Here is a 12,596-nt window from a genome sequence, read left to right on the forward strand (position 1 = left end):
CCGCCGGTCAGCCGGCGGCGTGGGCGCCGATGACCGACTGGGCGTAGACCATGCCAAGGCCGTAGGCCCCGCCGTGGGCCTTGACCACGTCGCCGACCGGGACGTACGTCTCGGTGCGGGCCCAGTCGCGCTGCAGCTCCAGCAGCACCTGCACCCAGGTGACCGGGACCGCGCCGGCCTGGACCATGCGCTGGACGGCGTGCTCGTGCGCCTCCGGGGTGACGCCGCCGGACGCGTCGGTGACCACGTACACCTCGTAGCCCTGGGCGATGGCGGAGAGCACCGGCAGCACCACGCAGACCTCGGTCCACAGGCCCGCGAACACCAGCTTCTGCCGGCCGGTGGCCTTCACCGCCTCGACGAAGTCGACGTCCTCCCACGCGTTCATCGTGGTCCGGTCGATGATCTTGTGGTCGGGGAAGACGTCGGCGAGCTGCGGCATCAGCGGGCCCGAGAAGCTCTCGGCGGCCACCGTCGACAGCACGACGGGCACGTCGAAGACGCTCGCGGCCTTCGCCAGGCCCACGGTGGAGTTGATGATGGCGGTGCGGTCGCCGCTGCCGGTGCCGAAGAACATCTGCGGCTGGTGGTCGACGAAGAGGACCGCGCAGTTGTCCGGGGTGAGGAGGTCGGGGCTGGGGGCAGCGGTGACGTCGGCGATGTTGACCATGGGGATGGTGCCTTTCTCGATGGTGAGGTGAGGTGCGGTGAGGTGGTGAGTGCGGTCGCGGACCGGCCGGTCCGCGCCGTGGGTGTCCGTCCGCACGCGAAGGGTGTCCGCGCGCGGACGGGGATCAGGGGTGGCGCACGGACCGCGGGCGGCGTCTCGCGCCGTGCTCCGTGGGGGCGCTCACAGGTCGAAGCAGGGGTCGAAGGGGGTGACCGCGCCGGCCCGCGCCAGACCGCGCTCCTCGCGCCACCGCCGGTGTTCCCGCGACTCGGAGACGGCCTCGCCGAGCGCCGCGGCCTGGCGGACGCCCGCGGAGAGCGCCTGGGCACGCCCCGAGGCCTGGTAGCCGCCGAAGCGGGTCACCGGGCTCCAGGCGGGGCTGACGGGCGGCAGTTCCTCGTCGATGCCCTCGTAGTCCGCGGCGGCGTACACGACGCGGCCGCCGACCACGGTCAGCAGGGACTCGATGTGCGGGATCTCGTCCTCGGGCACGGTGAAGTAGTCGTCGGACAGCACCGCCAGGTCCGCGTAGCAGCCGGGGCGCAGTCGCCCCTTGACGTCCTGTTCGCCGGTGAGCGCGGCGCCGGCGCGGGTGAACATCTCCAGCGCGGTCCGCCGGTCGACCCGGTTGGACGGGGGTCGCAGCGCCAGGTCGCCGACGGTGCGGCCGCTGACCAGCCAGTGCAGCGCGACCCACGGGTTGTAGCTGGAGACCCGGGTGGCGTCGGTGCCGGCCGCCACGGTGAGACCGCGGTCCAGCATGGCCCGCACCGGCGGGGCGTCCGCGGCTGCGCCGGGGCCGTAGCGGCGCAGGAAGACCTCGCCCTGGAAGGACATCCGGTTCTGCACCGACACCGCTCCGCCGAGTGCGGCGATCCGGTCCAGGCTCTCGGCGGAGACGGTCTCGGCGTGGTCGAACAGCCAGCGGTTCCCGGCGGGGAAGAGGCCGTCCGCGGCGAGCTTCTCGAAGACCGCCAGGTCGCGGCGGATGGTCTCGTCGTAGGTGGCGTGGAGCCTGAAGCCCCAGCCGTTCTCCATCAGCAGCCGGACCGCCTTCTCGAACTGCGCCTCGTAGCCGTCGGCGAGTTCCGGGCGCGGCTCGGCGAAGTTCTCGAAGTCGGCCGCCGACCAGGTGAGGTTCTCCCCGGCGCCGTTGAGCCGCAGCCAGGCGTCGCCGTCCCCGGGCCGCACGGTCGCGATCCAGCGGGCGAGGTCGTCGACCTCCTGGCCGGGCGTCTGCGGGAACAGGTGGTAGGCGATGCGCAGCGACAGCTGCCCGGCCTCGGCGAGTTCGACGACGGTGGCGTAGTTGTCGGGGAAGTTCTGGAAGCCGCCGGCGGCGTCGATCGCCGAGGTCAGGCCGAAGCGGTTGAGCTCCCGCAGGTAGTGGCGGGTGGAGGTCTTGCGGTCCTCGCCCTCCAGCGTCGGCGCCTTGGCCAGCGTCGAGTAGAGGATGAGGGCGCTGGGGGCGGCCAGCAGCATGCCGGTGGGCTCCCCGTCCCGCCCGCGCACGATCTGGCCGCCCTTCGGGTCGGGCGTGTCCCGGGTGAAGCCGGCGGCCTTCAGCGCGGCGCGGTTCATCACGGCCGACTGGTAGAGGTGCAGCACGAAGACGGGGGTGTCGGGGGCGGCGGCGTTCAGCTCCGCGGGCGTCGGCAGCCGGCGTTCGGCGAACTGCTCCGCCGACCAGCCGCCCACCACCCTGACCCACTGGCCCTTCGGTGTGCGGGCGGCCTGCTCCCGCAGCATCCGCAGCCCCTCGCGGAGGCTGCGCACGCCGTCCCAGCGCAGCTCCAGCACGTAGTTGAGGCCACCGCGGATGACGTGCAGGTGGGCGTCGTTGAGGCCGGGGACGACCCGTCGTCCGAGCGCGTCGACGACCCGCGTCCGCGGCCCGACCGAGCCGGCCACGTCCTTGTCGTCGCCGACGACCGTGACGACGCCGTCCCGTACGGCGATCGCCTCGGCGTGGGGGCGGGCCGGGTCCCCGGTGTGGATCCTCGCGTTGCGGACGACGAGGTCCGCCGCGTTCTCCTCGGCGAGCGGAACGAGTCCGCCGACGGGCATGGTCGACATCTCTGGAACTCCTCGGGAGGGGCGTGCCGCGACGACGCGGCGGCGGAACGGGGGCGTTGCGCCGGCGACGACGCGGTCGCGCGGCGGCGGACACGGTCGGCGGAGCGGCGGACACCGGTCGGCGGAAGCCGCCGGGAAGCGGCTTCGTCCGGTGCCTGCGACAGGAGCGAAACACGGTCGACGGGCCGCGCATGTCCCGGAAGTGCACGACGAGTTGCTCGGTGGTGCACCGCCGCGGAGCGTGCGCCCAGGGAGAAGTCGCCGTGCGCTTTGGGGCAATCGGGCGCGGGCCCCGCCTGCCTAGCGTGGGGCGAGCGGCGCTCCCCGGTCGCGCCGTGCGCGGGCCAGGCCCGCGCGTGCCGCCGAGGCCGGCGTGCCCGGCACCGGACGCCAGAACCCGGTTACCCCGCTACCCCGCTACCCCGCTACCCCGAGGAGTCCTCCGTGTCCGAGACCCGACCCGTGCTGGAAGCCGCGGCCGCCGCCTTCGCCGAGGCGACGGCGCGGCCTCCCTACCTGTTCGAACTGCCGCCCGCGGAGGGCCGCAAGGCCGTCGACGAGGTGCAGTCCGGCGAGATCGACAAGCCCGAGGTCGACGAGGAGTGGGTGACCGTCCCCGGCGGACCCACCGACGGCGTCCGCGTGCGCGTCGTCCGGCCCGCTGGCGCCCGCGGGACCCTGCCGGTCGTCCTCTACATCCACGGCGCCGGCTGGGTCTTCGGCAACGCCCACACCCACGACCGTCTGGTGCGGGAACTGGCCGTCGGCGCGGGCGCGGCCGTGGTCTTCCCCGAGTACGACCTGTCGCCGGAGGCCCGCTACCCGGTCGCCGTGGAGCAGAACTTCACGGTGGCGCGGTGGATCGTCGCCGAGGGCGCCGCCCACGGGCTGGACGCCGACCGTGTCGCGGTGGCCGGGGACTCGGTCGGCGGCAACATGACCGCGGCGCTGACCCTGATGGCCAAGGAGCGCGGCGGGATCCCGCTTCGGCAGCAGGTGCTGTTCTACCCGGTCACCGACGCCGCCTTCGACACCGGCTCGTACCACACGTTCGCCACCGGCTACTTCCTGCGCCGCGACGGCATGCAGTGGTTCTGGGACCAGTACACGACCGACGAGGAGGCACGCGCGCAGATCACCGCCTCACCGCTGCGGGCCACCGTCGAGCAGCTCGCCGGCCTGCCCCCGGCGCTGGTGATCACGGCCGAGGCCGACGTGCTGCGCGACGAGGGCGAGGCCTACGCCGACAAGCTCCGCCAGGCCGGTGTCCCCGTCACCGCGGTGCGGTTCCAGGGCGCGATCCACGACTTCGTGATGCTGAACGCGCTGCGCGGCACCCAGGCCGCCGAGGGCGCCATCCGGATGGCCGTCGACACCCTGCGCACCGCGCTCCACGGGCGGGACTGAGCCCGCGCACGCCGACGGCCGCGCGGACGGGCAGCCCCCGTCCACGCGGCCGTCGGTGCTCCCGGCTGCCCGGTGGGGCGTCGGACGCGCGGCCTCGGGCACCGTGCGGCGGCGGCCGGCGCGCGCGACGCCGGACACGCGGCGTACGGGCGCGCGCGGTATGGGCGCGCGCCCTCGGGCGCATGCCGGGAGGCCGCGGGCGGGGGACGCCTGGCGTCCGCCGCGCGCGGCCTCGTGGAGCGGGGGCGGGCTCAGTCCGCGAACCGCCGGACGAACTCCAGCGCCGTTCCGGCCACTTCGCGCCAGCCGCTGTCGATGGTGAGGGAGTGGCCCCGCCCCGGCATCTCGACGATCTCGGTGACCGCGTGGGTGTTGCGGGCCTGCCGGCGGTAGGAGGCGTTGGCGATGGCCCATGGCACGGTGTGGTCCTTCTCGCCGGAGATCACCAGCAGCGGGCCCCGGTCGGCGGCCAGCGTGTCCACCTTCACCTCCGTCCACGGGTTGACGTTCGCGAACGCCGCCTGGAACAGCGGCTCGCCCGGCGCGGGCACGGCGAACCGCTCGTACAGCTCCTTGGCCTCCGCCTCGTCGACCGCGTTGGCGAACGAGTACCGGAACTGGTCGTACGTCAGCGGCACGGCGCGGTGGTAGTTGGCCGGGTTGCCGAGGACCACGCTCGCCGCGCGCAGCGAGGAGACCGGCAGCGGCAGGACACCGCGGAACGGCGCCGGGTCGATGGCCACGGACGCCGCGGACAGCCCCCGGCCCGCCAGCATCTGGGTGATGAGCCCGCCGAACGAGTGCCCCACCACGACCGGCCGCCGCTCCAGGCGGCCGATGACGTCGGCGAAGTGGTCGGCGACCTGCCCCACGCTCTTGCCGGCGAACACCTCCGGGTGGGCGTTGGCCTCCGCCACGGTCTCCGGATCGTCGGGCCAGCCCGGGGTCAGCGGGGCGTATCCGGCCTCGGCGAAGACCTCCGCCCACCGGTCCCAGCTGCTGGGCAGCAGCCACAGGCCGTGGACGAAGACGACCGGGGGGCGCCCGCTCGCGTTGACGGCGTCGATCTGTTCGAGGTCATGTGATGTCGGCATGCCTGTTCCTAGGGTGGGCTGCTGGCGGGGAGGGGAAGGGAGGGCGCGGTGCGGGCGGGGGCGGTCAGGCGACGGTCCGGGCGGCGGCCCGGATCAGCCCGGCCACGTCGCCGGGGCGGCTGTGGAGCGGCAGGTGCGAGCTCGGCACGGAGACGGTGTGCGACCCGGCGCGCCGTGCCTGGAACCGCTGCAGCTCGGGAGGGATGCCCCGGTCGAGGGTGGCGACCAGGTTCCAGGAGGGGATCGTCCGCCAGGCGGCGGCCGTCACCCGGTCGCCGAACGCGGAGGCCGACAGCGGCCGCTGGCCGGCGGCGAGCAGCCGGGCGGTGTCCTCGCGCACGTCACCGGCGAAGACCCGCCGGAAGCGGTCCTCCCGGATGTACAGGTCGGCCCCCGGGGTGCCGTCGGCGGCCGGGGCGGGCACCGGCACGAGGGCGGGCTCGAGCTCGGACCCCGGGAAGCGGGCGGCCAGTTCGCCCAGCACCTCACCGGCGTCGGGCACGAACGCCGCCACGTACACCAGCGCCTTCACCTGCGCCGCGCCGGCCGCCGCCTCGGTGATCACCGCGCCCCCGTAGGAGTGCCCGGCCAGCACCACCGGTCCGGTGACGGCGTCCAGGACGCTTCTGACATGGGCCGCGTCCACCGGCAGGCCCCGCAGCGGATTCGCCACGACCCGTACCCGGTGACCGGCGTCCTGCAGCCGCCGCGCGACCGGCGCCCAGCTCGAGCCGTCCGCGAACGCGCCGTGCACGAGCACGATCAGCGGCGATCCGTGCCCGTCGGCCCCAGCCCCGGCCTCCGGCGACGGCCTGGCCGACGGCCCCGGCGCGGCCTGTGCCGGGGCGACCATCCCCAGGCCCGCCGCGGCGGCGGAGGCGGCCCCCGCCACCACGATCCCCCGGCGGGTGATCCCCAACTCGTTCGTCATATGCCCACTCCTCGGCTCTGTCACGGACCGTCAGGAGCACGCTAGGTCGGGCCGGAGAGGGGCAGTTGCCCAGGAACGCACAGCACTGTGCCGCTGCTGCAGGATCGCGGCGGCGGGCCGATCGCGTCAGGAGAAGGGCGTGAGGAGAGGGCCGGCGGCGACGGCGACGGCGACGGTCAGGCGGAGCTCACCGGCAGCACGTCGGGCGAGAGGGAGGCCGCCCGCGCCGTCGCACCGGTCATCTGCCGGCGGTGATGACGCCGGCACAGCACCTCGTAACCGATCTCACCCGGCTGGTGGGCGACGTCGCCCACCATGACCTGCTCGCCCTCGACCACCATCACGCCGCCCACCGTGCGCGCGTTGTGCGTGGCCCGCGCCCCGCACCAGCACAGCGCCTCGACCTGGAGGGTCTCGACGCGGTCGGCGAGCTCGATCAGCCGCTGGGAGCCGGGGAAGAGGCGGGTGCGGAAGTCGGTGGTGATGCCGAAGGCGTAGACGTCCATCTCCAGGTCGTCCACGATCCGCGCCAGCTGGTCGACCTGTTCCGGGGCGAGGAACTGCGCCTCGTCCGCGATCACGTAGTCGACCCGGCCGCCCCGCTGCAGCCGGTCCACGACGAAGCCGTACAGGTCGAAGCCGGGCCCCGCCTCCACCGCGTCGGTCACCAGGCCCAGGCGGGAGGACAGCTTGCCCTGGCCGGCCCGGTCGTCGCGGGTGAAGATCAGCCCTTCCAGCCCGCGGGCGGAGCGGTTGTGGTCTATCTGGAGGGCCAGGGTGGACTTTCCGCAGTCCATCGTCCCGGAGAAGAACACCAGCTCGGACATCAGCGGAACACCGGCTCTGGCATGACAGGTCGAGCGCCTTTCGGTCAGCGTGCGGGGGGCGGGGGTGGCGGGTGGGAGGCGGGTGACGGCGGCGGCCGTCAGGTGCGGACTTCCAGGAGCGGCACGAGCTGCTCGGCGGGCGTCATCGAACCGTGGTTGCCGACCATCAGCGACTCCTTGGGCTCCCGCTCCGAGGCGATGAGCAGCACGTCGTCCCGGGCGGCCGCGATCACGTCGCCGAGGCGCTCGTACACCCGCTCGTCGACGTGCGGGCCGAACCAGCCGGCCGCGATCGCCTCGTCCCGCGAGGCGATCCAGAACTGCTCGCCGAGCACCTCGCGCCAGACGGCGAGGACGTCGCCGGCCGCGCCGGGGACCGCGTACACGTGCCGGGCGCGGCCCTCGCCGCCCAGCAGCGCGACGCCGGCCTTCAGCTCCCAGTCCTCGTCGACGTCGATCCGGTGCTCCTCGTCGAACGGCACGTCGATCATCCCGTGGTCGGCGGTGACGTAGAGGGCGCTGCGCGGCGGAAGCTGCTCGGCGAGGCGCTGGACCAGGCGGTCGACGTAGGCGAGCTGCCCGCGCCAGGTGTCGGAGTCGATGCCGAACCGGTGCCCCGCGCCGTCCACCTCGGAGTAGTACGTGTAGACCAGCGCCCGGTCGCCCGCGGCGAGCTGCTCGGCGGCGAGGTCCATCCGTTCCTCGCCCGCGAGGCGGCCGTGGAAGGTGCCGCCGCTGAGGGCGACCTGGGTGAGCGGCGTGGTCTCGAAGGCCGGGGAGGACACCTGCGCGGCGTGCACGCCGGCCGCCTCGGCCATGCGGAAGACGGTGGGGTGGGGCTGCCAGAGCGCGGGGGAGGTCCACGGGTTCCAGCGGAGCTGGTTCATCAGCGCGCCGGTCTCCGGGTTGCGGACCGTGTACCCGGGCAGGCCGTGGGCGCCCGGCGGCAGGCCGGTGCCGACCGAGGCCAGCGAGGTGGCGGTGGTCGCCGGGTAGCCGGCCGTCAGGGGGCGGCCGGTGCCGCCGCGCGAGGAGGCCAGCAGGGAGTTCATGAAGGGCGCGTCCTCGGGGTGCGCCTTCAGCTGCTCCCAGCCGAGGCCGTCGACGAGGAAGACGCACGCCCGGTCGGCGGGGGCGAGTTCCGTGATGGCCGGGGTGAGCCCCGGCACGCCCATGCCGGCGGCCAGGGTGGGCAGCAGGTCGGCGAGGGAGCCGCTGCCGTACTCGGGGACGGGCGCGGAGGCCACCGGGAGCGGCTCCGGGTGACCGGGGACGGCGGCGGCGTTGGCCCGCTCCCAGTCGTCCCATGCGGCGTGGGACATCAACGGCCGTTGTCCGCGATCGCCTCGGAGAGCGCCTGCGCGAAGGCGAGCGCCTGGGCGACCGTCTCCGGGCCGTCGCCGGCCTCGCTGACGCGCAGGGAGAGGTCGTCGGCGGTGGAGCTGCCGGTGTAGCCGTGGTCGGCGTCGCAGTTGGGGTCGCCGCAGGCGGCCGGCTCGAGGTCGAGGCGCGCGACCGCGCCCCAGCCGATGGTCAGCACGACCTCGCGGGGCAGCCGGCCCGGCGTGTAGGTCTCCGGGTCGGAGACGACGCGGCTGACCACCACGGAGGAGATCTTCTCCAGCTTCACCGACTCCGTGGACGTCGTCGCGTACGGGGACGGGGAGGTGCTGTCGGCGTTCTGCTCGTCGGTGTGGCTGACGATGAAGCGGTTGCCGGTGAGCACCAGCACCGTCACATGGCGGCGGACCTCGTTGGCGTCGAAGGTGGTCTCCTGATGGACCAGGAACGACCGGACGGGCTCGCCGCCCACGGCGGACTCCACCGCCTCGGCCACGAGGGCCGGGTAGTAGCCGCTGCGCTCGATCGCCGCGCGCAGCCCCTGGGTCGTCGTACTGGTCTTGGCCATGACGTCCATCCTACGGCGGCGCACGGACTGCCCGGACCGCCCTGGAGCGGTCCGGTTCGCCCCGTCGCGCGGCGTGCGGGCCGGGCGGGGGTCCGGTGCGGGGCCGGTCGGGGGGGCCGGTCGGGGGACCGGTCAGTACTGCGGGAGCGTACGCGGTCCCTGGTCGTCGCGGGCGGGCGGGTGCGCCAGTCGTACCGAGGCGCCGAGCACGCTCACACCGCGGGGGGCGACGACCACCGGCTCCAGTGTGACGGCCACCACCTCGGGGTGGTCGTCGACCAGGCGGGACACCCGCAGCAGGAGCCGCTCCAGGGCGTCGGTGTCCACCGGGGCGGCGCCGCGCCAGCCGAAGAGGAGCGGCGCGGTGCGCACCGAGCGGATCATGGCGGCGGCGTCGCGGTCGGCGACCGGGATCAGCCGGTGCGAGAGGTCGCCGAGGAGCTGGGAGGGGGCGCCGGCCAGGCCGAAGGAGAGCACCGGGCCCGCGGCGGGGTCAATCACGGCGCGGACCAGGGTGTCCACACCGCGCGGCGCCATCTGCTGGACCACCGGACGGACCTGCTCGGCCCCGCCGAACAGGTCGGCCAGTTCGGCGAAGGCGCGGCGGACCTGCTCCTCGTCGGCCAGGTCGAGCCGGACGCCACCGAGGTCGGCGCGGTGCCGCAGGTGCGGGGCGGTGGTCTTCAGGGCCACCGGATAACCGATCCTGCGGGCCGCGGCGACGGCCTCGTCGGCCGAGCCGGCGGGGACCGCGCGGCGCACCGGGACGCCGTAGCGGCGCAGCAGGGCGCGGGTCTCCTCGGGGCCCAGCTCGACGCCGGCGTCGGGCCCCGCCCCGGCGCCGGGCCGCGCTGCCTCGGCGTCGGGCCGCCCCGCTCGGGCGTCCTGCCCCGCCCCTGTGCCGACGGTGGGCCCGGCGCCGACGGTGGCCCCCGTACCGACGGCGAACCCGGTGCCGGCGGCCGGCCCCGTCGTGGCGGCCGGCCCGGTCGCGGCGGCGCCCGGGGCGTCGGCGAGCAGGGTGGCGATGAAGGAGGCGGCCTCCTTCTCGTCGATGTCCTCGAACTCGGGCACCCGGCCCGCCTCGGCGGCGTCCCGGCGCCAGTCGGCGTAGCGGACGGCCTCGGCCAGGGCGCGGACGGCGCGTTCGGCGGCGGGGTAGGCGGGGATCAGCCGCAGACGGGTCTCGTCGGGCTGTGGGGGACTCTCCCGCCGGGCACCTTCCTGCGGGGCGTTCGGCTGCTGGGCGCCGTCCCCCGCCGGCGCCGTCTCCCCGGACTCCGGGGTCCGCGCGGCGTCCTCCGGCCGCGCTCCCGCGGCGGCCCGGGCCTGGGGCGCGGTGACGGCGGCGGCGGAGAGCGCCTCGGCCAGCCCGCCGAGTTCGACGTGGACGACCAGGACGGGCTTGTCCGGCGCCTCGGCCCCCGCGGTGCGCAGGGCCTCGGCGAGCGCGGCGTCCGCCGCCGTGCCCCCGTCGCCCGCCGCCTCGTCGATGCGGGGGATGGCGGTGACCACCACGGCGTCGCTGCCGGGGTCGGCCAGGGCACGGGAGAGCGCGCGGTGGAAGTCGTCGGGGGTGGCGGCGGTGGTGAGGTCCAGTGGGGGCAGCGGTTCCAGGCCCTCGGCGAGGCAGGCGTCGTAGGTGAGCAGGCCCAGCGACTCGGAGTTGCCGAGGATCGCCACCCGCGGTCCGGCGGGCAGCGGCTGACGGGCCAGCAGGAGTCCGGCGTCGACCAGTTCGGTGATGGTGTCGACGCGGATCACGCCGGCCTGGCGGAGCAGCGCGGAGACGGTGTCGTGCGACAGCCGGGTGGCGCGCACGGCGTGGCCCTGGGGCACGCCGCTGTGCCGGGCGCCCTGCACCACGACCAGCGGCTTGGCGGCGGCGGTGCGCCGGGCCAGCCGGTTGAACTTCCGCGGGTTGCCGATGGACTCGAGGTACATCAGCGCGACGTCGGTCTCCGGATCGTCGTACCAGTACTGGAGGACGTCGTTGCCGGAGACGTCGGCGCGGTTGCCGGCCGAGACGAAGGTGGACACGCCGGTGACGCCGGTGACCCCGCCGTCCCGCCGGTGGAGGCGGGAGAGCAGGGCGACGCCGATGGCGCCGGACTGGGTGAACAGGCCGATCCGTCCGGCGCGGGGCATCTCGGGCGCGAGGGAGGCGTTGAGCCGGACGTCGGCCGCGGTGTTGACCACGCCGAACGCGTTGGGCCCGATCACGCGCATGCCGAACGCGCGCGCCTGGCGCACCAGTTGACGCTGCCGTTCCCGCCCCTCCGGTCCCAGCTCGGCGTATCCGGCGGAGAGGACGACCAGCCCCTGGACGCCGTGCGCCCCGCACTCGTCGACGACCTCGGGCACCCGGTCGGCGGGGACGGCGACCACGGCGAGGTCGACCGGCCCGTCGATCCCGGCGAGCGAGCGGCGGGCGGGGACGCCGTCGAGTTCGGCGAGGTCCTCGGGGAAGGACGGGTTGACGGCGTGGAGGGCGCCGGTGAAGCCGCCGTCGCGCAGGTGCTCCAGCACGCTGCGGCCCACGCCGCCCCGGCCGCGGCCCACGCCGACGACCGCGACCGAGCCCGGGGCGAGCAGCCGCCGCACGGAGCGGGCCTCGGCGCGCTGTTCGCGGGCCTGCTGGACGGCGAGCGAGCGGTCGGTGGGTTCGAGGTCGAGGTGCAGGCGGACCACGCCGTCCTCGAAGCTGCGCTTCTGGGCGTATCCGGCGTCCGTGAACACCTTGATCATCTTGGTGTTGGCGGGCAGCACCTCGGCGGTGAAGCGGCGCACACCGCGTTCCCGGGCGACGGCGGCGATGTGCTCCAGCAGCGCGGAGGCGACACCGCGGCCGTGGTGGGCGTCCTGCACCAGGAAGGCGACCTCGGCCTCGTCGGCGGGCGAGGAGGCGGGCATGCCGGTGGCGTCGACCCGGTCGTAGCGGACGGTGGCGATGAACTCGCCGCCGACGGTGGCCGCCAGGCCGACCCGGTCCACGTAGTCGTGGTGGGTGAACCGGTGCACGTCCTTGGCGGACAGGCGGGGGTACGGGGAGAAGAACCGCAGGTACTTCGACTCGTCGGAGACCTGCTCGTAGAAGCTGACCAGGCGTTCCGCGTCGTCCTCGGTGATGGGCCTGACGTGGGTGATGCCGCCGTCGCGGAGCACGACGTCGGCTTCCCAGTGTGCGGGGTACTCGTGACGGTCCGACGGGCTCTGCATGCCGCAAGCCTACGGCGCGTGGCCGCTTCGGGCGCGGGTCCGGAGGGCCCCGAGGTTCACGACCAGGTGCACGACGAGCAGAAGGAGGAGGGCGAGGTGCCGGAGATGGCCGAACGGCGGGTGAGGGTGGCGGGGCCGGACGGGCTGCACGCGCGGCCGGCGGCGCGGTTCGTGCGCGCGGCGCAGGAGTCGGGGCTGCCGGTGCGGGTGGCCCGGGCGGACGGGGCCGGGGCGGGGCCGGTGAGCGCGGCGTCGATCCTGAAGGTGCTGGGCCTGGGGGTGCAGGGGGGCGAGGAGATCGTGCTGTCCTGCGAGGGCGAGGGCGCCGAGGCGGTGCTGCGCCGTCTCGCGGAGCTGGTGTCGGAGCCTCCGCCGAGGGGGCCGGGATACGCGATGCCGTGAACTCGTCGGCCCGGAACACCGGCCGGAACGCCGACCGGAACGCCGCTTTTCCCTCGGCCGT

At 75.1% G+C, this 12,596-nt stretch carries 10 protein-coding genes; 2 read left to right on the forward strand and 8 right to left on the reverse strand.

Annotation, left to right across the window (positions count from 1 at the left end; translation table 11 throughout):
• Positions 1-7: 7 nt before the first annotated feature.
• Both ACWD3O_RS10880 and ACWD3O_RS10885 read right to left on the reverse strand, forming a co-directional pair.
• On the reverse strand, positions 8-670 hold the full coding sequence (locus ACWD3O_RS10880) for a hydrolase (RefSeq protein WP_451409133.1): 663 nt from the start codon (positions 668-670) through the stop codon (positions 8-10).
• 180 nt (positions 671-850) lie between these two features.
• On the reverse strand, positions 851-2,746 hold the full coding sequence (locus ACWD3O_RS10885; RefSeq protein ID WP_451415647.1) for an amidohydrolase: 1,896 nt from the start codon (positions 2,744-2,746) through the stop codon (positions 851-853).
• Between the two features lie 444 nt (positions 2,747-3,190).
• On the opposite strand from ACWD3O_RS10885, the gene ACWD3O_RS10890 reads away from it, so the two are divergent.
• Positions 3,191-4,153, forward strand: coding sequence for an alpha/beta hydrolase (locus ACWD3O_RS10890; protein WP_451415648.1), 963 nt, complete (start codon positions 3,191-3,193; stop codon positions 4,151-4,153).
• 251 nt (positions 4,154-4,404) lie between these two features.
• On the opposite strand, the gene ACWD3O_RS10895 is transcribed toward ACWD3O_RS10890, so the two are convergent.
• From ACWD3O_RS10895 to ACWD3O_RS10920, 6 genes are all read right to left on the reverse strand, one after another.
• Positions 4,405-5,247 carry an alpha/beta hydrolase gene (locus ACWD3O_RS10895; protein WP_451409130.1) on the reverse strand — a complete coding sequence of 281 codons (843 nt, stop codon included), beginning with the start codon at positions 5,245-5,247 and terminating at the stop codon, positions 4,405-4,407.
• Between the two features lie 64 nt (positions 5,248-5,311).
• Positions 5,312-6,178 (reverse strand): alpha/beta fold hydrolase, encoded by an 867-nt coding sequence (locus tag ACWD3O_RS10900; RefSeq protein WP_451415649.1) that lies wholly within the window; start codon positions 6,176-6,178, stop codon positions 5,312-5,314.
• A 176-nt stretch (positions 6,179-6,354) separates the two neighbouring features.
• Positions 6,355-7,005 (reverse strand): thymidine kinase, encoded by a 651-nt coding sequence (locus ACWD3O_RS10905; RefSeq protein WP_451409128.1) that lies wholly within the window; start codon positions 7,003-7,005, stop codon positions 6,355-6,357.
• 98 nt (positions 7,006-7,103) lie between these two features.
• Positions 7,104-8,327 (reverse strand): alkaline phosphatase family protein, encoded by a 1,224-nt coding sequence (locus ACWD3O_RS10910; protein ID WP_451409127.1) that lies wholly within the window; start codon positions 8,325-8,327, stop codon positions 7,104-7,106.
• Positions 8,327-8,923, reverse strand: a complete 597-nt coding sequence (locus ACWD3O_RS10915; RefSeq protein WP_451409535.1) for a DUF5998 family protein — start codon at positions 8,921-8,923, stop codon at positions 8,327-8,329. Before ACWD3O_RS10915 ends, ACWD3O_RS10910 begins: the two co-directional genes overlap by 1 nt.
• Before the next feature lie 123 nt (positions 8,924-9,046).
• Entirely contained in the window at positions 9,047-12,133 is a 3,087-nt protein-coding gene (locus tag ACWD3O_RS10920) for a bifunctional acetate--CoA ligase family protein/GNAT family N-acetyltransferase (RefSeq protein ID WP_451415650.1), read from the reverse strand.
• 105 nt (positions 12,134-12,238) lie between these two features.
• On the opposite strand from ACWD3O_RS10920, the gene ACWD3O_RS10925 reads away from it, so the two are divergent.
• Positions 12,239-12,535: an HPr family phosphocarrier protein gene (locus ACWD3O_RS10925; RefSeq protein ID WP_451409534.1), complete on the forward strand. Its 297-nt coding sequence runs from the start codon at positions 12,239-12,241 to the stop codon at positions 12,533-12,535.
• Positions 12,536-12,596 lie beyond the last annotated feature (61 nt).

This window comes from Streptomyces sp. NPDC002640 (genome assembly GCF_053592575.1).